Here is a 20,768-nt window from a genome sequence, read left to right on the forward strand (position 1 = left end):
TGTAACACGTTTAAAAATAAAAGGAAGGGGTCTAGACCTTAGCTGGTTGACAAACGCTGATAACCGGCTATTCACCCGGCTCAGCCGCTTGCTTGCGGAACTTTAAATAACTGACGGTGCCGAAGACAATCGTCCAAATAATCGCGCCCACCGCTGGGATGATTGCGTCGGCGTTGATGAACAGGGTGAAGAAGATGAAGACGAAGAAGATGATCGTGATGATGTTCGTGAACGGGAACCCGGGCATCTTGAAGCCATCGGGCATATAGTCGGCGGAATGGCGGTAGCGATAATGGGCCACCATGGCCAGAGCATAGACCAGGATGTACAAATCACTGGACGAACTGGTGATGAACTCGAAGGCATCCTTGATCTGCGGAATCATTGCCAAGGCGGGTGCCAAGAGCATCACGATGGACGAGGTGAAAATCGCCCGGGCGGGGACGCCGCTGCTGGAGATTTCAGTCACCTTTGAATCTTCCTTGGAATGCCCCTCGGTACCGATCTGGTACAAATGGCGGCCAGCGGAGAAAATTGCGGAGTTCAAAGCTGATGCGGCCGATGTCAGCACGACGAAGTTGATGACCCCGGCGGCACCCTTCAGTCCGGCTAGGGCAAAGACCTGCACGAACGGACTTTGCTGGGGATTGATTTCCCGCCAAGGGTTAATGGACATGATGATGATCATCGCGCCGATATAGAAGATCAGGATCCGATAAATCGTTTGGTTGATGGCCTTAGGCAGAACTTCCCGGGGGTTAGCCGTTTCGCCAATGGTGATGCTGACGAACTCAATGCCCTGGAAGGCAAAGAAGACCATCGGGAAGGCACCGAGGAACTTCCAGACGCCATTGGGGAAGAACTGGAAGTGGTCCAAAATATTGCCGAAACTAGCGACACTGCCGCTGGGAGTCTTGAAGCCAGTAAAGATCATGATGATACCAGTAAAAATCAGAGCCAGAATAGCGATAATTTTAATCATCGCGAACCAAAATTCTGTTTCACCAAAGACTCGGGCCGCAATCAGATTCATGGTGGTTAAGATGGCCAGGAACACGAGCTGAATCAGACTGGCGTTCCAAGTAGGGAACCAGTATTGGATATACCGGCCAATCGCCGTGAGCTCGGCCATGGCTAAGAAAATCAAGCCCAGCCAGTAACTCCAGCCGGCAAAGAAGCCGGCGCCTTCGCCCACGTATTTCGAAATGAACGAGACGAATGTATGCTGATTCGGATCCTCATACAGCATCTCGCCCAGCGCCCGCATCATCAGGAAGAAGAAGATGCCCAGGACAGCGTAGACGAGAATGATTGAGGGGCCGGTGCGGTGGATGGTGGTCCCGGAACCGAGGAACAGCCCGGTGCCGATCGTGCCGCCGATGGCAATCATTTGGACGTGGCGGTTGCGCAGGCTGCGCTTCATTCCCCCATTGCCATTCGTTGTTGGTTGTTGTGCCATGCAAAAAAATCCCCTCTCAAAAGTCTTCCTTTCTATTGTAACCCTTCTGTAACAATATGGCGGTTCAACTGCCTCAGGGTAAGATGAAGAGGATTCATGTCGATAAAGGAAGAAACAGGCTAGCTTTTTGGTACTTCTTCGGCGGGAACTGGGCGAGGCTGCCGATCAATAGTCCGTACTGCCGGCAGCAACAGCATCCCAGCGCCGACTACCAGTGCACCCACGCCCATGATGATGAACAGCATGTTCACGCCGAACCGGTCGGCGACGGGCCCGGCGGCCACCAGCCCCAATGGTCCGGCTAAGTTCATGAGCATACTGGTCAGCCCGATGATTCGGCCGAGCATTTCTGGGGCAAAACGCTCCTGAATCATCGCCATGAACGGTGCATTGAAAAACGGCACCCCCACGCCGAAGAAGAAGTTCAAAATATTAAATAGGATGAAACCGGTGAAATCCCGGCTGAGGATGCCGGACAGAATACCGCAGACAGCGACGCTGAGAATTGAGCCAAACAGCGCCCGGCCGCGGTCTTTACCCGCGCCGCGCCAACCGATCCAGGCCCCGCCGAGCATCATGCCGACGGAGAAGACAACTTCCACGATGGAGGCCATGGCGACCGTCCCCCGGAAATACTGAGTGGTCATCAAGGGATAGACTGCGCCGGCGGGCATGAAAATCAGGGTGAACAGGGCGCCAATTAAGGTCAGCTGGAAAATCCCTTTATCTTTGCGCAGCAAGGTCCAACCGGTCAGCATGTCCTGCCAGAAATGGACCGGGCCGTCCTGTTTCAGCCGTTCCGGCAAGCGGGTGATCAGCATTGTCGCGGACCCGAAAATCGCCCCAACGACATCCAGCAGAATCACGTAATTGATGTCGAACATGCCGAAGAGCACCCCCGCCACCGCCGGGGCGATAATCATTTGCACGGACTGGAACGCCCCGATTTGGCCGCTGATCTTCGTCAGCATCGTGTTCGGGACCAAAGTCGGGGTGATGGATTGCAGCGTGGGATATTGAAACGTCTGGGCCAGCGAGCGGACGAACATGGCTAAGAAGACCATCCACAGGGGGAAGGTATGACCAATCAGGCCAATGACCGCCAAGACGAGGGCCGCCAGCGCCGTCAGCATATCCGTCCCGATCATCAGCCATTTCTTATTATGCCGGTCGATGATCGGCCCGACGAAGGGCGAAATGAAGATGCCCGGTAAAAAGCCGATGATCGTCGCCAGCGAAATCATGGTGGCTGATTTGGTTTCGACGGTTAAGTACCACAGCAGAGCATATTGGACGATGGCACTGGTGATGCCGGATAGAAACTGGCCGGTCCACATGCGGTAGAAGTTAAAACGCCAAGTTGTTGGTGCGGTCATAGTGATCCTCCCTCGTGACGCAAAATGATGTCCAGAAAGTATACCAAATTGGGGCGCGGGAGGGCAATCAGATTGCTTGTTATAAGCCGAAATGATGGTTCTAACGTTGCTGAGTGCGTATACTAGCAGATATTAGGAATGGAGGCCGCACAACATGGATAATAGAAGCGTCGTGCCGTTGGTTCCTTACGGCCGTGAGTACTCACTTGAAGTTACCCAGTCTGAATTGAAACAGCTCGGGGCGGATAGTACAAATACGTTTGAAAAAGTAGTTGATTCGGTGAAGGGGACAATTACGTATCGCAAGCTTCCGTCTACTGCTCACGAGGATTTCGTGAAAAAGGGAATGAAGTACTATAACGAGAACCGCCAAATGATGGAAGACCTAAAGGATATGTAGACCATTCAGGCAGTCTGCCCAAGTGCAGCCTGCCTTTTTGTGCACTAAATATTAGCAATTAGCTTAACAGAGTGATAAAACTGGTATATACTATAATTGTTCGGTGAGAGAGACACCGGCACGGTGTGCAAGCACCGTTCACAGAAAACGCAAGTAATATTGTCTAAGTGGTTTATAGGGGGTATGTCTTATGGCAGACGATTTTAACAACAACGATGATTTCTTCCACAACGATATGGATGATTTCTTCAATCAAGTGATGCATCAAATGGGTCAAGGCCAGTCCGCCCGGTATGTGGTGAACGGCCATGAATTGACCCCGGATCAGTTCGCCCAATTCCGGGCGACTGGGCAAATGCCCAGCGGTGACGGCAGCAGTATTCCCGTCAATGATGGGCAGACCAAGGCCGTTAAGAAGGGCGGCATCCTGGAAAAGATGGGTCGAAATTTGACCCAAGAAGCCAAGGATGGGTTGCTGGATCCGGTCATTGGCCGGGATAAGGAAATTCAAGAGACCGCTGAGATTCTCAGTCGGCGGACGAAGAATAACCCGATCCTGGTTGGTGACGCTGGGGTCGGCAAAACGGCCATCGTCGAAGGCTTGGCGCAGGCTATTGTCAAAGGCGATGTGCCGGAAGCAATCAAGGACAAGCAGATTTGGTCCATTGATATTTCTAACCTGGAAGCCGGTACCCAGTACCGGGGCTCCTTCGAACAGAATATTCAGAATCTGATCAAAGAGGTCAAGGCCGCGGGCAACGTCATTCTGTTCTTTGATGAAATTCAACAGATTCTCGGCGCTGGTTCTGTCGGCGGCGACGATAACGGCAGCAAGGGTTTGGCCGATATCATCAAGCCGGCCCTGAGCCGGGGCGAAGTCACCGTCATCGGGGCGACGACCCAGGACGAATACCGCAACACCATCATGAAGGATGCGGCCCTGGCCCGCCGGTTCAACGATGTCACCGTGAATGAACCAAGCAAGGCCGACACCTTCAAGATTCTCCAAGGCGTCCGCAAGCTCTACGAACAGCACCATCACGTGCAATTGCCGGATGATGTCCTGCAGGCGGCGGTAAACTATTCCGTGCAGTACATTCCGCAACGGTCTTTGCCCGATAAGGCCATTGACCTGATCGATATGACCGCCGCGCACTTGGCAGCTGAACATCCGGTGACGGATAAGGTGGCTTTGGAGAAACGATTGAAGGAAATTAACAAAGAAAAGGATGCCGCCGCGAAGAAAGAGGACTACAAGGCGGCGGCCAAGGCTAAGACCGAGGCGGACCAGATTCAAAAGCAGCTGGCCAACGATGGCAAACAAGTCGAGGCTGTGGCGACGCCGAATGATGTGGCCGAATCCGTGCAGCGGTTGACCGGTATCCCTGTTCAGCAGATGTCCGGTAACGATATCGAACGCCTGAAGGGCTTAGGCAGCCGGTTGAAGGGGAAGATCATTGGCCAGGATGAAGCCGTGGATATGGTTGCCCGGGCTATTCGCCGCAGCCGTTCCGGCTTTGCCAGCGGCAATCGGCCGATTGGCTCCTTCCTCTTCGTTGGTCCCACGGGGGTCGGCAAGACGGAACTGGCTAAGCAGCTGGCGCTGGATATGTTCGGCAGCAAGGACGCCATCATCCGGTTGGATATGAGTGAATATTCTGACCGAACTGCCGTTTCTAAGCTGATTGGGACCAGTGCCGGCTACGTCGGCTACGAAGACAACGGCAATACGCTGACGGAACAAGTCCGCCGGAATCCATATTCCATTGTCCTGTTGGACGAAATTGAAAAGGCCGATCCGCAAGTCATCACGTTGCTGCTGCAAGTCTTGGATGATGGGCGGCTGACCGATGGCCAGGGCAACGTGGTCAACTTCAAGAACACGATCATCATTGCCACGTCCAATGCCGGCTTTGGTACCGAAGCATTGGCTAAATCCGGGAAGAAAGATGAAGACATCATGACCCGGATCGCGCCTTACTTCCGTCCTGAATTTTTGAACCGGTTCGACGGTATCGTTGAATTCAGTCATTTGACCAAGAAAGACTTGCATCAGATCGTTGATTTAATGCTCGCTGATGTCAGCCGCATCTTGGGCCGCAAGCAGATTACCTTAACGGTTTCTGCAGACGCTAAAGATTGGTTGATTACCAAGGGTTATGATGAAGCGATGGGTGCTCGGCCGTTACGCCGGGTTATTGAATCCCAGATTCTGGATAAGGTCACAGACTATTATCTGGATCATCCAGACGTGAAGCACCTGGAGGCGGAACTGGCGAATGATACCATCGTGATCAAGCCAGTCACTGAAAAGGCTGCTGCTCGGCCAGACGCAAAAGGCGAAGCAGTGACCAAGCAGTAATCGTTCAGCCGGTGACGGCAGGCTGGTGTCCCTATGTTGACCTTGCCCCAGCACGCGGGCGACGGCGGGTTGGGGCAACCACTTAGACAAAGCCATAACGTCATCAGCTTCCAGAACAAGCGTCGCTAAAGCCGCTTGCCGGATGTGTTAGTGCACCCGGCAGGCGGCTTTTTTTGGCGGATTAAATAACGCACACTGGCGGGCGAATTGCTTGCTTTTCCTGACCAAATAGCTTACGTTGGAATCGGTTGCACCAGTCACAGCAATTTATTTGATCGGAGGAATAACATAATGGATAAAATGCGCGTACAGGGTGATCGCTTCGTTAATGAACGGGGTGAGCAGGTCATTTTCAACGGCATCAACTTGGTGGATAAAGAAGCTGACCATGATTTCATCACCCCCGGCGGGGACCCGCTTTATGAACAGCTGGCGGCCCATGGCATCAATCTGATCCGCTTCGGTATTTATTGGAACAAAGTCGAACCGGCACCGGGCCAGATCGATGAAGCGTATTTGGCGCGGGTTGCCGAGCAGATTCAACTGGCTCAGCGGCACGAGATCTATGTTTTCTTGGACATGCACCAGGACCTGTACGCCGCTAAATGGGGCGATGGCGCCCCGGACTGGGCGGTGCTGGACGACGGCCTGCCCTTCAACCGGAGTGACCTGTGGAGCGACAGCTACTTCATCAGCCCGGGCTTGCATCGGGCGCTGGATAATTTCTGGCAAAATGCCCCGGCTGGCGATGGCAAGGGGCTGCAGGACCACTATTTGAACGCTTGGCAAGCCATCGCCAAGTATTTCCTGGAAGCTGAGAATGTGATCGGCTTCGACTTGATGAATGAGCCATTCCCGGGTTCCCAATCCCAGGAAGTAGTGCAGACGCTTATCGGTTATTTGGGTGAGAAACTGCAGATGTCCCCGGAACAGCTGATGGGTATTTGGCTGGATGACACGAAGAAGCAGGGGTTGTTAGCCCAATTGAACGATGCGGCTACTTATGGTGAGATCTTGCAGAAGCTGACGGCGCCGGTGCAGGCATTTGAAAAGGCCACCTTGAACCCGTTCTACGATAAAATGGCGGCTGGCCTGCACGACCTGTTGAACGGCAAGGCGCTCTTCTTGGAGACGAGCTTCTTCGCCAATATTGGTATTCCGACGGCCATTTCTTTCTCTCCGGATAAAAATGAAGTCTTCGCGCCCCACGCTTATGATCTGGTGGTGGATACCAACCACTTTGAGAATTACAGTATGGCGCGGTTGGGCCATACGCTGGCGGTTCATCGGCAGGTGCAAGAGAAGTGGCACGTGCCGCTGGTTTTGGGTGAATGGGGCGCGTATTTCGATCAGCCGGAGACGAAGGCCATTAGCGAATTCCACGTGAAACAAATTGAAGCCAACGAGTGGAGCCAGACTTACTGGAGTTACTATGAGGGCTACTTCACCAGCCCCACGGCACGGGTTCTGGAGCGGCCCTATCCCCAGGCGATTAACGGCAAGCTGCATGCCTATCACTATGATCCAGCGACTCAGCAATTTGATTTGACGTACAAGGCGTTCCCAGGTACCAGCCGAATCTTCGTGCCGCATCTGCACACCGTGGCGATCAGTCAGCTGGCTGAGCAGGGCGTGCGCGCGGATAAGAAGGCCTTGCCCGGCAGCGAAAGCGGGGTGCTGTTTATTACCGCTGATGCGGAGCAGGAAGTTGTGCTGCATTTGCATATTGGTTAATTAGAGTCATCAGATAGTTAGGGGGGATGTGCGTGCAACGGATCGCCCACATGCTGAAGGACGCTTTCACATTCAACAGTCCGGGCTTGTCCTTCAAAGATAAGTTCAAGCTATCGCTGCCGGCACCGATTCTGTCGGTGTCCGGGGTGATCATTCATCAGGTCTTTCTGAAGTATTACACGGATGTGATCGGTTTGACCCCCGCCATGGTTGGCTGGGTCTACACTTTGTATAACATCTGGAATGCGGTGAATGACCCGCTTTTTGGGGTGCTGCTGGACCGGCGGCCGCCGGATCCGAAGCGGGGCAAGTATGTTTATCTGATGAAAGTCACGGTGCCGGTGATGCTGCTGGCAACCTTTGCCATGGCTTGGAGCAGTCCCAGTTGGAGCCAATGGGTGATTTTCGGCGTGTTTACGGGCCTGCTGTTTATCTTTGACACAGCGCAAACGGTGTACAACATTGCGCTGAGTTCCTATGTCCTGTTGCGGGCGCCGACTAAGGAAGAGCGGATGGACATTGGGACGATCGGCAATTACGTCACGTACATCATGTCCTGGGCGGTGTCCGTCGTGCCAACTTTGCTGCTGATCAACCACACGACGCAGCGGGTTTTCATTCCGGTATTCATGGTGATCATGCTGTTTCAGTCGGCCATCTTCGTTGTCGCTCTGTGGGGGCTGCCGGATCCGCCCGAGCTGTATGCTTCAGTGGAACTGGTCCATACGGATTTTCGGGAAACTTTGAAGATGGCCTGGTCGATTTTGAAGTCGCGGCCGTTTCTTGCCGCCATTGCGTATTCCATCATTGCCATGGGGGCTTTGCGTTTTTACACGACAGCGTATTTGTACTACATGGGCGGTGTGGTCAAAGTCGACGGCATCACAGCGACGATTATCAATACTGCGGCCCACGTGGTGGCTCTGATGCTGATGCCGATCATGAACTCGATCACGAAGGCTTATGGGACCAAATTAGCGATTTACTGGGGAATGATCCCGGCGAGCATCGGCTATTTGGGAATCACTTTCGCCACCACAATTTGGGAGATCAGTATCTTCTGGACGTTAATCGTTATTTCGACGATTTACTTCGGAGTGGCGATTGGACCGATGAACGGCCTGATCATTGATGAGGATGAATGGCGGACCGGCGTGCGTAAAACGGGGTTGTATAACGGCATGTTCAATCTATGTACCACCGCTTTTGCCAGTATTCAGCTGATCATCTTTACCAATGTGATCGGTACCGCTGGTTATGTGGGCAAGGCGGCTGTCCAGACGCCCCAGGCGCAATGGGGCATTCGGCTGGCCACGGGGGCGATCCCGCTGCTTTGTTTAGTGGTTGGGTTGATTCCAATGATCTGGTATCCTTTCACCCGTCACCGGGAGCAGGAAATTTCGGCCCATTCCCACGCAATTCGAGCTGCGGCGAGCCAAGCGGCAGCACAGAAGCTGCCTGGTGAGCCGACGGGATTGGATCAATAAGACAAAGAAAATCCGTCAGCAATTGGCGGATTTTTATTTTGCTCAAAATTTATCGCGGTATAATCAAAACATCCCACCGATTGAAAGGATGTTGTCCATGCTGCGTTTGAAAGCAACCAATGCCGCTGATGCTGAACAGGAATTTGCAGCCATCACCGCCTTGCAAAGCGAGAACGGCTTTGCCAATAAAAATTACGGCATTTCCCGCCAAGAGTTCTTGGCTAAGGCGTTGCCAGCGATGCTCAATGCCCCGCAAGGCATTGATTTGCCGGCGGGTTTTGTCCCGGAAACGGATTTCTTCCTTTGGGCGGACGATACGATCGTCGGCTTGTTCCGGGTGCGGCATTACCTGACGCCAGCCCTGCGCAATGGGGCTGGCCACATCGGCTATGCCATTTTACCGGCTTACCGTGGGCATGGCTACGCGAATACCGGCTTGGCGCTGACCCTGCGGGAGGCAGCCAGAATTGTGCCGGAGGAGCACATCTATTTGTCTGTCCACAAGGATAATCCGGCGTCCCTGGCCGTGCAGTTGAAGAACGGCGCAACCATTTGGCACGAAAACGACGCGGAATACTTCACGCGCATCAAGAAAAGCGCAATTCAATAAACAACAGTGATCCCCATCATCCCCACCAGGTTCGGCGCCTGGTCTGGGGATATTTTCATCCCCTGGGCGAGGTGCCAGTCGAAGCGCAATCCGGCTAACTCAGACGTGGTGAAATCTAAATTCTTCAGTTTGGTTTCGCCAAAGTCCGCTCGGGTCAGATCGCAGTGGGCAAACTGAATCTTGCGGGTGAACTTCACGGCCGTCCAATAGGATTCCTGCAAGCGGCTGGCGCTGGCGTGCAATCCCTTAATAATGCTTTCGGAAAAGTTGACGTAATTGGCCAGACAGTCGGTCAGCGTCAAGTCGACGATACCGCAATTGTAGAGGTCGGCGCCGACCAGTTTGGTGTCCTTGAACGTACAACCGGTGAAGTAGCTGCCGCCGAATTGGCAATTGGACCAATCGAGGCCGATGAACGTGCAATCCAGCCAGGCACTTTTGGTGAAATCATGCTGGACAAAAGTACAATTATCCAGCGTGACCTGCTGGACGTTGATGTCCTGATTGGAATAATCCAGAGTGCAATGGCGATATGTGGTTTCAGGGATGAGATCGTCGATACTGAGTGTTTTATTTTCGATGACGGTAGGTTCTTCTGCGGCCATAATAGCGGTCTCCTCTACACGGTTTTCTTTGATTTTACCATGAGCGTGAGCACGATGCCGAGCAGGCCCAAGGCCGCAATGAGGAGAAACGACTGGCGGCTGCCGGCCGTGATCGCGGCCGCTTTCGGTGTGCCAGCGCCGCGCTCATTGGCCGCTAAGATGGCGGATAGGACACTGGTACCCATGGAGCCGGCGTATTGCTGCAGGGTGTTGAAAAGCGAATTCAAATCGCCCTTTGCCGAACCAGGCACTCTGAGTGAGGCGTCGGACATCGTGTTGCCGAAGCCAAAGTTGAAGCCGAAGCGGAAGAGCATGTACAGCAGGGTGATTAACACACCGCCAAGCCAGCCTGTCAGTCCCCAAAAGAGCAGACAGCTGAGCAGAATGGCAGTGTTGCTGAGCAGCAGCGGCAGACGGAAACCCGTGCGGTCATAAACATGGCCGGCCAGACGCGACATCAGGCCGCCGAGAATCGATCCAGGCAGGAGCATCAGTCCTGCTGTCAGTGCGCTGCTGTGCAAGACGTTTTGACTGAATTGCGGCAGCAGGAACGATAAGCCGATGTTGGCGAACTGCAATGAGAAGAAGACGATGGCCCAGAGGGCAACGGCTGGCGTTCGCAAGATCCTGAAGTTCAGCAACAGGGCATTGCTGGTCTTGATATGCCAGAGCAGGAGCAGGAGAGCGGCCAAAAAAAGTCCGCCCCAACTAAGGACTGAGCCACTGGTCCAGCCGAGGGTGCCGATATTTTCCACCGCGTCGCTTAAGCCGACCAGTACTCCGGCGAGCAGGATCAGCCCAGACCAATCGAAGCGGCGATGCTGGGGTTTGGCCGGCAGTTGGATAAATTTTTGGCCTAACAGAAACACACCGCCGATTACCGGCAGAATGACGACAAAAATCAGCCGCCAGCTCAAGGCGGAGGTGAGCCAGCCGCCATAGGTTGGGCCCAATGCCGGGGCTAGAGAAATGATCATGCTGGCTAAGCCCATATAAGTTCCCAGTTGGCGATGGGGGATCAGAGCCATGATCAGATAGAACATTAACGGCGTGGCGATTCCCGTGGCTACGGCCTGGGCTAATCGGCCCAGCAGCAAGATGGGGAAGTTCGGAGCGGCGGCGCAAAGAGTCGCGCCAATCAACGCCATGCCCACCGCGAAGCGGAATAAGCTTTGGGCAGCGAAGCGCTGGATCAAGTACGCGGTCGTGCTCATCACGATCGTCACCATTAACAAATACCCCGATGTCAGCCACTGTACCGTGCTCAAGGTGATGCCCAGTTGGCGCGTCAAGGTATAAAACGCCACATTCAAGGATGTTTCGACTAAGATACCAGTGAACGAGAGCAGCCCGACGGCCAAAATTGCCCATTGAGTGTGCCGCGCCACTTGTTGTTGTGCCATATTTATTGCCTGCTTTCTGACTTTCTGTCTTTATCCTACAACCAAAAAAAGCTGCGCATAAGAAAGAATTGGCCGGGCACGTGAAAGTTGGGCGGACCTCGCGGACAATGCTAAAATAATATGGAGGCAGGAAAGGAGCGCTGGAGATGACGAAACGACATAACCGGTGGATACTGGTCTTAGTGACAGTGCTGGCGTATATCGCCATCGGCGCGGTGTATTTCATGCGGCGCGACTGGCTGGCCGGTTTGACCCGGCATCCGGCGGGGCTGCTTGCTGTCAGCATCGCCGGACCGCTGCTGCCCGGCCTGGCCAGTTTGTATCTTTGGGCCAAGGCTGCGACGTTGTGGCCGCAACTGTTGTGGGGCACCCTGGTGACTGTTTCGTTTTGGCTGCTTCTTTCGCTGATCGCATTATTTCTCATCTTCGGACCGACGTGGCCGTTGGTTGTTTAAGGAAAGCAGGTTATGGATATGGCAGAAACAAATCGTGGTTTCTTCATTCATTTGCAGGATAAAAAAGCTGTTGTGACCGAACAGGAGATTCCCATGCCCGTGGTGGGTCCGGATGATGTGCTGGTGGCCGTGAGCGGCGCCAGTGTCAATCCGGTGGACCTCAAGCGGGCGGCCAGCGGGGACCAGCAGGTGATGGGTTTTGATACCGTCGGCCGGGTCGTGCGGACGGGAGCCAACGTCAGCGGGTTCTCAGCGGGACAAAAAGTCTTCTTCGCCGGTGAGGGCCAGCGCCAGGGCAGCTTTGCCCGGTATCAGAGCGTCACTAGCAAGTTAGTGGTGGCGACCCCCAGAGGGTTTGAATCCACTTTTCTCGCCAGCCTGCCCTTGACCGGGATCACGGCCTGGGAGCTGTTATTTGAAAAAATGGGTTATACCGCCTCGGCGGGTGCTAATCACGGTCAGGTATTGCTGGTGATCAACGGTGCTGGCGGCGTGGGCTCGATTTTGACCCAGTTGGCGAAGTGGAGCGGTTTAACGGTCGTCGCCACGGCGTCACCTAAGAACTTCGATTGGCTCACGGCCAATGGTGTGGACCATGCGCTGGATTATCATCAGGACCTGACCACCGCGTATCAAGCCTTGAATCTGGCTGCGCCCACTGGTGTCGCTATTTTGTATCAACCGGTGCCCTACGCCCAGGTGGCGGCGGACCTGGTGGCTTATTTCGGTCATGTGGGATCCATTGTGGAACCCAGCGGCCCCTTAGCCCTGGCCCCGCTGAAAAACAAATCCGCCAGTTTTGACTTTGAATATATGTCGGCTAAGACCGATGCGGGGGTCAATGTCGCCTCCCAGGGTGCCATCCTGCAGCAGCTGGCCGACTTATTGCAAAGCGGCGCGATTCGGCCCACTGCGACGCGGACCTTCCCGGTATTGACGACCGAGACGCTGACGGAGGGTCTGCATACCCTGCAGGCCGGGCACGCCGTGGGCAAGCTGACTTTCCACGTGGGCAACTTGCAATGAGTTTGACCACGATCATGGCCGCGAGTATTCAGTTGGACGCTTTGGCCCACCGATACGAGCGGGCCTTTTTTGACTTGCAGACGTGTGTGCCGCTGGCCGGCAATCCCGTTCAGGCGCCGACGATGTGGACTCGGATTGATGACTTGCGGGCGGCCATCGCCAATTTAACGAAGGAAAAAGCCCAAGTTCTGGGAGACTTGCAGGATTATTTTGCGGGAGCGCCGACGGACTTTTCCGCTGCCCAGCACGCGCTGTTGGCGGCAGCGGTGGCCAAAGCGCAACCAGCGGCGTTCCTGCCCCGTCAGCTGGTGGAACAGGTCAGTGCCCGGCTGCCGTGGCGTACGACGAGTGATACACCCCAAGACGTCCTGACCCAGTTGGCCAAAGCCATTGGGCTGTCGCTCCCCGCCCAACTCCGAGCCTTGGCGGCACTGTTGGGGAGCAGCACGCTCAACGCAGCGCCGACCCGTTACACCGCTGAGAGTGTACCTTATCCGGTGGATAGCTTGATCCACCAGCGGACTTTTGTGTTTGCAGCGATTGCGGCGGAATACCAGATGGCGAATTATCAAACGCTGACGCCGGAACAGTTTTGGCAGTGGCAATTATGGCGGTTGAACCATATCTTCGGGATCCCCATTGCGACGTACAATGCCCGGACGCTGGTACCGGCGGCAGCGGATACCGGCCTGTCGGCGGACGCCGTGGTCTTCTATCCGCCAGCGGCACCGCCGGAGGTGTATTTCCTGTTCCGCGGCACAGAAAACACGAAGGGGGCGGCGGAACCGCTGCACCTGACAGAGGCGCTGGCTCATCCGCTGGCGGCCATGGATGCCAATTTAATTGAGGGCTATCGCGACTGGCGGTACAACGTGCAGGCCGTGCTGCTAGGGGAGGATACGGAAATGTCCCAGATCGACGCCGCCCGCCGGTTCGTGGCTGAGGTCCTGGCCCAATTGCCGACGACCACCAAAGCATACGGCATCGGTCATTCCTTGGGCGGCCACCTGGTCCAGTCCTTGCAGCTGATCGATGGCGCGTTTGCGGCCGGGTACACTCTGAATGCTGCCCCGGTCCAACTGCGTCAGATCCAACAGATTGCGCCGGAACGGTTTTCTCTAGAAACTTGGACTGCCCTGCAGGCGGCCACCAGTCGCGGCATCGCGAATGCTTCAGATTCAGCCTTGCTGGCCCAGACGGTGACTGATCCGCGCTTAGCGATCACCAATGAAGGTTTTGCCCAGGACATTACCCGGCTGTTCTATAACTTAGCGGGCAATGTCTACGTCGGATCTTACCATGCTGTTCAGCGGCCGGTTCGCAATACCCGTTCATTACCCAAGTTTCCGATTATCTTTCCCCGGCCGAGATTCGCTACGCGGCCACCACGTTGGGGGATTTCTTCAAAAAAACAGCCAGCGACCAGACGACAAGTCTGAGCTGGCAGATCGTGAATTATATGCGGGCTTGGGGTGAAACACCCCATTTGCCGGCGAGCAAGAGTATCCGTTACCGGCGGGATTATTTGCGGTACTTGACGGCCACCGGCTGGTTAAGCACTGAGCCGGTCATTTCGGCCCGCAGTCTGCCCCGCTGGCTGACGAGCCGGTTATCAGCCGGCAAATTGCGGACGTTCCGGCAGATTCGTTTTGATATGTTACAACTCGCTGTTTACTTCCATATTATCGACGGGGCGCAGTTTTTCTTCCTTGATTAGCTGCTGATAATTCGGCAGGGTCAGGGAGTATAGAGCGGCGTCATGGTAGGCATCGCTTTGATAAATATGGTCGGGCAGGATCCCATCCAAGTGGCAGAACAGCCGCTCCGGGACTGCCCGGCTTTTCTTATTCTCGACATCGGCCAGCACTTGGATTTTGCGCAGCCCCAACCGGGTGAAGCCGACGGCAAAGAGGGTGGCCAGCCCCCGGGTCATGATGCCGAGACCCTGATAATCGGTTCCCAGCCAGTAGCCAACGCTGGCGTGGTGGGCCATCTGGTCGAAGTCGTGGAGATCGATCATGCCGGCGGGCGTGCCGTCCACTGTGATAATTAGGAGAAACAGCTTATTGTTGATCATTTGGGTACGGGCGTAGCGCAAGAAATTTTCTTCATCGTGAACGTGTTTGGTGTCCTTGGTCCAGGGCATCCAGCGGGTGAGCAGGTCGCGATTTTTCTTCACTTGGGCGAAAATCGCGGCGGCGTGGCTTTCTTCTGGAAAGACCAGGGCCACCTGGTGACCGTGCTGATCAAATTGGGTGAGTGTAAACATCATTAACCTCGATTCATTTTTGCGGGAGTTGGAATCCTTGCCTCTTGAGAATGCGGCCAATTTCGCCCCGGTGGTGGGGATCTCCTTGGCTGTTGGCCACGACCATTCGGGCAAAATCGGTGTCCCGGGGTTGGCTGGACCGGTCGGCGTAGTAGGTATGCACCGCCTGATTATACGTGTCCCACAGGGCCGGGGTATCGGCCGGTTGGGGATAGCTGTTACGGCCCACCGCTAAGGCGTGCGGCAGGCGGGGCTTGGCGTCTGGCTTGTCCGCTGGCACGCCGACCATTAGCCCTAGGAGCGGGAAGGTGTAGCGGGGCAGGTGCAGCAGGTCGATCATCTGCTGGGGATCGTTCAGGATACTGCCCAGATAAACGGTACCCAGTCCGGTGCTTTCGGCGGCCGCCACCATATTTTGAGCGGCCAGCGTCGCATCGAAAACGCCGGCTAAGAAAGCATTCCAGTCGGTGAGGCGGGTCGTGGCGGCGTGCAGATTGTCGGCCAGCCGCACGTTGCGGGCTTGATCGACGACGAAAACATAGAACGTGCCCGGCCCGGCAATATATTGGTGGGTCGTCAGCGCTGCAATTTTCTGACGCAAATCAGGATCCGTAACCCGAATCAGAGTGAACTGCTGCATGTACTGACTGGACGCGGTGTGCTGGGCCACATCTTCCAGGGTGCGCAGGGTCTCTGCCGGAACAGCAGTGTCTTGAAATGCGCAAATCGATGTATGGTGCAAGAGTGTGTCAATGAAGGAATGTGTCTGATCTGCCATAAGTAACCACCTTTGCTGCAAGATAATGACCAGTTTAGTAGGGAATTGCAGGCGGTGCAAGGCAGAAAAAAACTCCGGCGGTCAAAATGACCAGCCGGAGCAGAGGCTTAGAATAGCTTAAGCGGCCGTCTTTTCTTCTTCATCGTCGGCGGCATTGCGCATCTTCAAGGAACGCAGGGCAGGAATCGATAACATCACGGCGAAGCTCAGCAGGTAGAGCACGGCCAGAAAACTCATGGTCGTGATCAAGTTGTAGTGATCCATCAGGAAGCCGATGACGACGGAGGAGAACCCGCCGATAGCCCGGCCAACGTTAACGATCAAATTGTTTGCCGTAGCCCGGATGTGGGTGGGGTACAGGCGGGAAATGATTGCGCCGTAACCGCCGAACATCCCGTTGGAGAAGAAGCCCAATACGGCACCGGCGAGGATCAAGGTAATTTCATTGGCCGCCAAAGTAATCAAGAAGACGGAGACGGCGGACCCCAGCAGGAAGATGGTATAGGCCATTCGCGGGCCCAGGTAGTCCAGGATGCTGCCGAAGGTCATCATGCCGATGGACATGCCGACGATGGTGGCAATCATCCAGATGGAAGAACCGGATACGGTGATCCCCAGTTGTTTCTGCATGATTGTCGGCAGCCAGTTCATCAAGCCGAAGTAACCGGCAATTTGGACCACGACCATGAACATCAGAGCGATGGTTTGGTACGCCTGCTTCTTGCTGGTGAACAGCTGGCCCAGACTGATTTTTTTCTTCCCCTCAGCGGTGTGCTGACTCTCTAAGAAAACCGGGCTTTCCTGCAAGTGTTCCCGGACGATGAAGGCCAGGGCAACAGGCACCAGGCCGACCAGGAAGAGGGCGTTCCAACCGAAGTTGGGGATGATCAAGGACGCCATGACAGCAGCGAAGATCGCCCCGATTTGACCGCCAATCGCGGCCACGCTGGTCATCCGGCCAACGTGCTGTTTCTTGAAATTCTCAGCGATCAGGGTAATCCCGACGCCATACTCGCCACCAGCGCCGATGCCGGCGATGAAGCGCAGGATATAGATGACCCAGATGTTTTTCGCAAAGAACATGGCCGCCGTGGCAAAGGCAAAAATAAAGATCGTATGCGAGAAGGTCTTCACCCGTCCGATACGATCCCCTAATAACCCGAAAATCACTCCGCCCACCAGCATTCCAAGGTTGGTGATCGAAGAAATGAGCCCGGCCTCAGCGCCACTGATATGTAAGCTGGCGATCATTGGTGCCAGGGCAAAAGATAAGAACATGACATCCATATTTTCCAAAGCAAAACCCGCACTAGTCGAAACGATGGTCCGTTTCTGATTGCGGGTTAAGTTTGTACTGTTAGTGTTGTATGATTCCACGGTATTGGCCTCCAAATGCATGCTCACTGACATGCGTTATTTATTGGCGCACTGTTTGCACAGATTGCTTGACAATGATTGTGCCACATATCCGCAAGCGTTGCAAGGCAGTGTGAAAATTTTCTCACGCAATCGAGAAATGATTACCACGGCCGGAGACCGAATGCGGCGGCGCAGTAAATGACGATCAGGACACCCGCCAGACCCCACTGCCACGCCGGCATGGGGTCGGCAATGAGTTCGGTACGCGGGGCGTTTTCAGTAAATCCCTGGGACGTCATTGCTTCGGCTAAATCGTTGGACCAATTCAGGGAAACTAAGACGATGCGCAGGTACAGCAGGGGGTTCCACAGGCGCAGATTCTCGCCGCGCATCAGGGCGGAATACTGGATTCGGCGGAATTCATGGCGCACGCGATCGGCCATATTCAGCGCGCCCAGCAAGCCGAAGACAAAGGCATTAGGCAAATGAAAGTGCAGGTGCAGGCTGACCAGCCAGCGCTGGGTGCTGACGGTCATGGTGACGATCATCCCCAGCAGCAGATAAGCGTACACCCGGCTGCCATACATCCAGGCCAGGTGCCAGCGGTCGACGGTGCCGAAAAACCAGAAGGAGATCCAGCTGCCGAAGGCCAGGGGCAGGGCGATGAGCAGAATGAGGCTCACCTTGCGCCAGGAAACACGCAGCGCAATGAGATAGAGCAGTCCCAGACCAGCGACAATGGTGTTCAGCCATACGCTCTGGGCGAAGGTCAGCGGGAACCCGATACCGATCATGATCAGCGTTAATGTTGCCGCGTTCAGTCCGCGGGGCGTATCTGCCGTTTGAGTCATCAAGCCGCCTCCCCGGCGATCAGCTGCAGCTGCTGGTCAGCCAAACGCAATTCGTAATCCATGAACGAGACGACGCCTTGCCGTTGATGGGAAACAACCAGCGCACTGAGCTGCAAGTCATGGACGGTCTGCTGCAAGAGAGTCAGGACTGCTTGCAGCGATGCCTGATCCAGGCCGGCAAAGGGTTCGTCCAGCAGCAGCACCGGCTGGCCCATGATCAGCATGCTCAAAACCTGCAGCTTCTTTTGCTGGCCGCCAGACAAGGCGTAACTGACGTGGTCCAAAACAGCCGCCAGATTCAGCCGGGCTGCCGCCTGGGCGATCCGTTCCGCAGTCCAGTACGTCGGGTGCAGACTGTGTTGAGCAGACAAGGCCAATTCATCGCTGGCTTGGATCCGGATGAACTGATCCGGGCTGTTTTGATACACTTCTGCCACCTGCAGGGCCCATTGCTTCAGCTTGTACTGCTTGGCGGGCCGGTCTTGGTAACGTATGTCACCGGCATAGCGGCGCTGGCGGGTCAGGGCGGCGAACAGTGTGGATTTGCCGGCCCCATTGTCACCGGACAGCAGTCCCAGCTGGCCAGCGGGCAAAGTGAACTGCGCGGCCGTAATCAGCGGCCGGTCCCCGACGGTGAGGCTTAGGTCATGCCACGCCAGGGGCCCCGTGGTCAGCGGCCGGCCCTGAACGGGGGTCGCGGGGGTCGTTGCCGGCAGCGCGGCCGGTGATTCCTGAAGCAGCGTACGCTGGGTGCCGTCAACGTGGTACAGTTGATCCACTAAGCCGGCGTAACCGGACAGGTCATGGTCGGCGAGGATGATCGTCTTATGCTGGGTGCGCTGCAAGGTTTTGAGGTCGGCCAATAATTGCGTTCGCCCCGCCGCGTCGACATTGGCAAAGGGCTCATCCAAAAGAATCAGTGAGCTGCCCAGGGCTAATACACTGGCCAGGGCGACCCGCTGCTGCTCGCCGCCGGACAGCGTTTCCAGCGCCCGGTGGGTGAATTGCGTCAAGTGCAGATCGGTGAGCACCGTTTGAATGCGCCGGTCGATTTCTGGCGGACTCAGTTGTAAATTGGCCAGGGCAAACTGCAACTGTTCCAGCACCGTGCGCATGGCAAACTGCCGACTGGGATTTTGAAACAGCATCGCCACGTGCGCCGCCCGCTGGAAAGGCTGCAGCGTGCTGATCTCGGTATCGTTCACCGTCACTTGGCCGGACTGAATAACGCCGCCGTATTGCGGATACAACCCGGCTAACAGTTTCAGCAGCGTCGACTTGCCGCTGCCGGAGGGCCCCGTCAGCAGGTTGAAGGTCCCCGGTTCCGGGGCAAAGGTCAGATCTTGAAAAATCGGCGGCGCATCTTCAGCGTAGGCAAACGTCAAATTGGTTACAGCAAAGTGGTCCATTTACTTCAACAATCCTGTCTTGGCCACCAATTGTCTGATCCAGTAAACCAGCACGCCGGAGAAGAAACCGATGGAGACAAAGCGAATGATGAGCAAGGTAATGTTCATGGTTGGGGTATAGGCCTTGTAGCCGCTTTGGAACCAATCCCAGGCGAAGGTGACGATGGTAGCCCCGATGGTGGACATGAGCAGGCCTAATTTTTCCCAATTCTTGTAGCCGGTGGCGGCGAAGCCCAGTTCGTTGCCGATACCCTGAATGAAACCGGAAATCAGGTCGGCGGCCCCCCAGCTGGAGAACAGCATCATTTCCACCGCGGCGGCCAGTAATTCACCGATCACCGACGCACCGACTTTGCGCAGCAGGACACCGGCTAAGGGACCGGCCATGATCCATACGCCGATGGTCATATCGTTGGCGTAGGGCTTCAGCGGCGTCGCGGCCAGGGCGTAATACACATAGCTCCACAGTTGATAAATAATGCCGAAGAAAACACCGATGAGGGCTAAAAAGATAACGTCCCGAATGGTCCAGCGGACTGGATTCACTTGGGCAACTTGGCTATTTGCATGTTGCATAAAATAATCACTCCCTGTGTTTTTGAAACGATTGGGAGATAAAAAACGGTCTTTCTCGCCGAGAGAAAGACCGAATGGCAAAAAGAATAACATGAGCTCCCTCCGCTGGCATTATCCAGATCAGGTTCATGGGTTTCTCTCAGCCACTAATGGCACCCCAGCTCGTTTCAATTGGCTACAGTTTAGCCCGGATTGGGCTGGGGGTCAACTGTTTTCATCGTACTCAATTAATTTAAGGGACTTTTCAATTGATTTATCCAATTTTTGAGGCATTCTGCGGGCTATCTGACCTTACGATATGGCATAATTTGTTGAAGGAGTTGAAACATTTATGGACAAGAAAGACAAGCAAAACAATCCATATAGACCATTGGAACGCGACCCCCAACAGTTAACCATCATGGGGGTTACCATGCCCAGCAAAACCGTCTACGACGAACTGGTCTTTGCCATCACCAACCAAATGTACTCCGGCTACGTCCCCACTGTCGCTGATGTGCAGCACCTGCTAAAACACTACGGGGAACTACCATCGGCTCAAGAGATCCTCAAATGGTAGTTCCCCGTAGTATGGCGCGCTATTAGAATAGATCTGGGTGGTTTTCTTTG

The 20,768-nt window shown here is 55.1% G+C and carries 20 protein-coding genes and 1 riboswitch; of the genes, 10 read left to right on the forward strand and 10 right to left on the reverse strand.

The genetic code is table 11. From position 1 onward, the window contains the following. Positions 1 to 67: 67 nt before the first annotated feature. Together FMM01_RS14770 and FMM01_RS14775 are read right to left on the reverse strand one after the other, a co-directional pair. The gene (locus FMM01_RS14770) at positions 68 to 1,459 is read right to left on the reverse strand and encodes an amino acid permease (RefSeq protein WP_223849973.1); all 1,392 of its coding nucleotides are present in this window, start codon (positions 1,457 to 1,459) and stop codon (positions 68 to 70) included. Between the two features lie 119 nt (positions 1,460 to 1,578). Beyond that, positions 1,579 to 2,835 (reverse strand): MFS transporter, encoded by a 1,257-nt coding sequence (locus FMM01_RS14775; RefSeq protein WP_150393025.1) that lies wholly within the window; start codon positions 2,833 to 2,835, stop codon positions 1,579 to 1,581. Between the two features lie 154 nt (positions 2,836 to 2,989). Here FMM01_RS14775 and FMM01_RS14780 point away from each other — a divergent pair, with 154 nt between their 5' ends. From FMM01_RS14780 to FMM01_RS14800, 5 genes are all read left to right on the forward strand, one after another. Then, the gene (locus FMM01_RS14780) at positions 2,990 to 3,235 is read left to right on the forward strand and encodes a hypothetical protein (RefSeq protein WP_150393026.1); all 246 of its coding nucleotides are present in this window, start codon (positions 2,990 to 2,992) and stop codon (positions 3,233 to 3,235) included. 190 nt (positions 3,236 to 3,425) lie between these two features. Beyond that, entirely contained in the window at positions 3,426 to 5,597 is a 2,172-nt protein-coding gene (locus FMM01_RS14785; RefSeq protein ID WP_146994054.1) for an ATP-dependent Clp protease ATP-binding subunit, read from the forward strand. A gap of 291 nt (positions 5,598 to 5,888) precedes the next feature. Beyond that, the gene (locus FMM01_RS14790; RefSeq protein ID WP_063516087.1) at positions 5,889 to 7,331 is read left to right on the forward strand and encodes a cellulase family glycosylhydrolase; all 1,443 of its coding nucleotides are present in this window, start codon (positions 5,889 to 5,891) and stop codon (positions 7,329 to 7,331) included. 32 nt (positions 7,332 to 7,363) lie between these two features. Beyond that, the gene (locus FMM01_RS14795) at positions 7,364 to 8,818 is read left to right on the forward strand and encodes an MFS transporter (RefSeq protein WP_223849974.1); all 1,455 of its coding nucleotides are present in this window, start codon (positions 7,364 to 7,366) and stop codon (positions 8,816 to 8,818) included. Positions 8,819 to 8,915: 97 nt separating this feature from the next. Continuing rightward, positions 8,916 to 9,428 carry a GNAT family N-acetyltransferase gene (locus FMM01_RS14800; RefSeq protein ID WP_150393027.1) on the forward strand — a complete coding sequence of 171 codons (513 nt, stop codon included), beginning with the start codon at positions 8,916 to 8,918 and terminating at the stop codon, positions 9,426 to 9,428. On the opposite strand, the gene FMM01_RS14805 is transcribed toward FMM01_RS14800, so the two are convergent. Beyond that, positions 9,422 to 10,033: a pentapeptide repeat-containing protein gene (locus FMM01_RS14805; RefSeq protein WP_027828763.1), complete on the reverse strand. Its 612-nt coding sequence runs from the start codon at positions 10,031 to 10,033 to the stop codon at positions 9,422 to 9,424. The two genes, FMM01_RS14800 and FMM01_RS14805, sit on opposite strands and share 7 nt — an antisense overlap. 14 nt (positions 10,034 to 10,047) lie before the next feature. Then, positions 10,048 to 11,436 carry an MFS transporter gene (locus FMM01_RS14810; RefSeq protein WP_150393028.1) on the reverse strand — a complete coding sequence of 463 codons (1,389 nt, stop codon included), beginning with the start codon at positions 11,434 to 11,436 and terminating at the stop codon, positions 10,048 to 10,050. A gap of 146 nt (positions 11,437 to 11,582) precedes the next feature. Here FMM01_RS14810 and FMM01_RS14815 point away from each other — a divergent pair, with 146 nt between their 5' ends. The 4 genes from FMM01_RS14815 to FMM01_RS14830 are packed head-to-tail and all read left to right on the forward strand — an operon-like array spanning position 11,583 to position 14,634. After that, a complete protein-coding gene (locus tag FMM01_RS14815) occupies positions 11,583 to 11,891 on the forward strand; it encodes a hypothetical protein (protein ID WP_027828761.1) in 309 nt (102 codons plus the stop codon). Positions 11,892 to 11,909: 18 nt separating this feature from the next. Next, positions 11,910 to 12,917, forward strand: coding sequence for an alcohol dehydrogenase catalytic domain-containing protein (locus tag FMM01_RS14820; RefSeq protein ID WP_063516094.1), 1,008 nt, complete (start codon positions 11,910 to 11,912; stop codon positions 12,915 to 12,917). Then, positions 12,914 to 14,356: a DUF6792 domain-containing protein gene (locus FMM01_RS14825; protein WP_150393029.1), complete on the forward strand. Its 1,443-nt coding sequence runs from the start codon at positions 12,914 to 12,916 to the stop codon at positions 14,354 to 14,356. Before FMM01_RS14820 ends, FMM01_RS14825 begins: the two co-directional genes overlap by 4 nt. A gap of 11 nt (positions 14,357 to 14,367) precedes the next feature. After that, entirely contained in the window at positions 14,368 to 14,634 is a 267-nt protein-coding gene (locus tag FMM01_RS14830) for a hypothetical protein (protein ID WP_150393030.1), read from the forward strand. On the opposite strand, the gene FMM01_RS14835 is transcribed toward FMM01_RS14830, so the two are convergent. From FMM01_RS14835 to FMM01_RS14860, 6 genes are all read right to left on the reverse strand, one after another. Continuing rightward, positions 14,575 to 15,189, reverse strand: coding sequence for a GNAT family N-acetyltransferase (locus FMM01_RS14835; RefSeq protein ID WP_150393031.1), 615 nt, complete (start codon positions 15,187 to 15,189; stop codon positions 14,575 to 14,577). The two genes, FMM01_RS14830 and FMM01_RS14835, sit on opposite strands and share 60 nt — an antisense overlap. A 10-nt stretch (positions 15,190 to 15,199) precedes the next feature. Next, positions 15,200 to 15,964 carry a nitroreductase family protein gene (locus FMM01_RS14840; protein WP_150393032.1) on the reverse strand — a complete coding sequence of 255 codons (765 nt, stop codon included), beginning with the start codon at positions 15,962 to 15,964 and terminating at the stop codon, positions 15,200 to 15,202. Positions 15,965 to 16,081: 117 nt separating this feature from the next. Then, a complete protein-coding gene (locus FMM01_RS14845; RefSeq protein WP_336495132.1) occupies positions 16,082 to 17,341 on the reverse strand; it encodes an MFS transporter in 1,260 nt (419 codons plus the stop codon). Between the two features lie 143 nt (positions 17,342 to 17,484). Continuing rightward, positions 17,485 to 18,174, reverse strand: a complete 690-nt coding sequence (locus FMM01_RS14850; RefSeq protein ID WP_150393034.1) for an energy-coupling factor transporter transmembrane component T family protein — start codon at positions 18,172 to 18,174, stop codon at positions 17,485 to 17,487. After that, positions 18,174 to 19,583: an ATP-binding cassette domain-containing protein gene (locus tag FMM01_RS14855; RefSeq protein ID WP_150393035.1), complete on the reverse strand. Its 1,410-nt coding sequence runs from the start codon at positions 19,581 to 19,583 to the stop codon at positions 18,174 to 18,176. The genes FMM01_RS14850 and FMM01_RS14855 overlap by 1 nt, the downstream gene beginning before the upstream one ends. Next, positions 19,584 to 20,159 (reverse strand): ECF transporter S component, encoded by a 576-nt coding sequence (locus FMM01_RS14860; RefSeq protein ID WP_150393036.1) that lies wholly within the window; start codon positions 20,157 to 20,159, stop codon positions 19,584 to 19,586. A gap of 80 nt (positions 20,160 to 20,239) precedes the next feature. Next, a riboswitch (TPP riboswitch) is annotated at positions 20,240 to 20,329 on the reverse strand. A gap of 161 nt (positions 20,330 to 20,490) precedes the next feature. Between FMM01_RS14860 and FMM01_RS14865 the strand changes: the two genes are divergently transcribed. Beyond that, positions 20,491 to 20,718: a hypothetical protein gene (locus FMM01_RS14865; protein WP_146994064.1), complete on the forward strand. Its 228-nt coding sequence runs from the start codon at positions 20,491 to 20,493 to the stop codon at positions 20,716 to 20,718. The last annotated feature ends 50 nt before the right edge of the window (positions 20,719 to 20,768 follow it).

Origin of the sequence: Schleiferilactobacillus harbinensis (assembly GCF_008694105.1) — a bacterium.
In the GTDB taxonomy this organism is placed as follows: Bacteria; Bacillota; Bacilli; order Lactobacillales; family Lactobacillaceae; genus Schleiferilactobacillus; species Schleiferilactobacillus harbinensis.

Excerpts from the sequence above, each read along its gene's own strand:
- FMM01_RS14770 (WP_223849973.1), bottom strand. The coding sequence starts at position 1,459 with ATGGCACAACAACCAACAACGAATGGCAATGGGGGAATGAAGCGCAGC.
- FMM01_RS14775 (WP_150393025.1), bottom strand. The coding sequence starts at position 2,835 with ATGACCGCACCAACAACTTGGCGTTTTAACTTCTACCGCATGTGGACC.
- FMM01_RS14780 (WP_150393026.1), top strand. The coding sequence starts at position 2,990 with ATGGATAATAGAAGCGTCGTGCCGTTGGTTCCTTACGGCCGTGAGTAC.
- FMM01_RS14785 (WP_146994054.1), top strand. The coding sequence starts at position 3,426 with ATGGCAGACGATTTTAACAACAACGATGATTTCTTCCACAACGATATG.
- FMM01_RS14790 (WP_063516087.1), top strand. The coding sequence starts at position 5,889 with ATGGATAAAATGCGCGTACAGGGTGATCGCTTCGTTAATGAACGGGGT.
- FMM01_RS14800 (WP_150393027.1), top strand. The coding sequence starts at position 8,916 with ATGCTGCGTTTGAAAGCAACCAATGCCGCTGATGCTGAACAGGAATTT.
- FMM01_RS14805 (WP_027828763.1), bottom strand. The coding sequence starts at position 10,033 with ATGGCCGCAGAAGAACCTACCGTCATCGAAAATAAAACACTCAGTATC.
- FMM01_RS14810 (WP_150393028.1), bottom strand. The coding sequence starts at position 11,436 with ATGGCACAACAACAAGTGGCGCGGCACACTCAATGGGCAATTTTGGCC.
- FMM01_RS14815 (WP_027828761.1), top strand. The coding sequence starts at position 11,583 with ATGACGAAACGACATAACCGGTGGATACTGGTCTTAGTGACAGTGCTG.
- FMM01_RS14820 (WP_063516094.1), top strand. The coding sequence starts at position 11,910 with ATGGCAGAAACAAATCGTGGTTTCTTCATTCATTTGCAGGATAAAAAA.
- FMM01_RS14825 (WP_150393029.1), top strand. The coding sequence starts at position 12,914 with ATGAGTTTGACCACGATCATGGCCGCGAGTATTCAGTTGGACGCTTTG.
- FMM01_RS14835 (WP_150393031.1), bottom strand. The coding sequence starts at position 15,189 with ATGATGTTTACACTCACCCAATTTGATCAGCACGGTCACCAGGTGGCC.
- FMM01_RS14840 (WP_150393032.1), bottom strand. The coding sequence starts at position 15,964 with ATGGCAGATCAGACACATTCCTTCATTGACACACTCTTGCACCATACA.
- FMM01_RS14850 (WP_150393034.1), bottom strand. The coding sequence starts at position 18,174 with ATGACTCAAACGGCAGATACGCCCCGCGGACTGAACGCGGCAACATTA.
- FMM01_RS14855 (WP_150393035.1), bottom strand. The coding sequence starts at position 19,583 with ATGGACCACTTTGCTGTAACCAATTTGACGTTTGCCTACGCTGAAGAT.
- FMM01_RS14860 (WP_150393036.1), bottom strand. The coding sequence starts at position 20,159 with ATGCAACATGCAAATAGCCAAGTTGCCCAAGTGAATCCAGTCCGCTGG.
- FMM01_RS14865 (WP_146994064.1), top strand. The coding sequence starts at position 20,491 with ATGGACAAGAAAGACAAGCAAAACAATCCATATAGACCATTGGAACGC.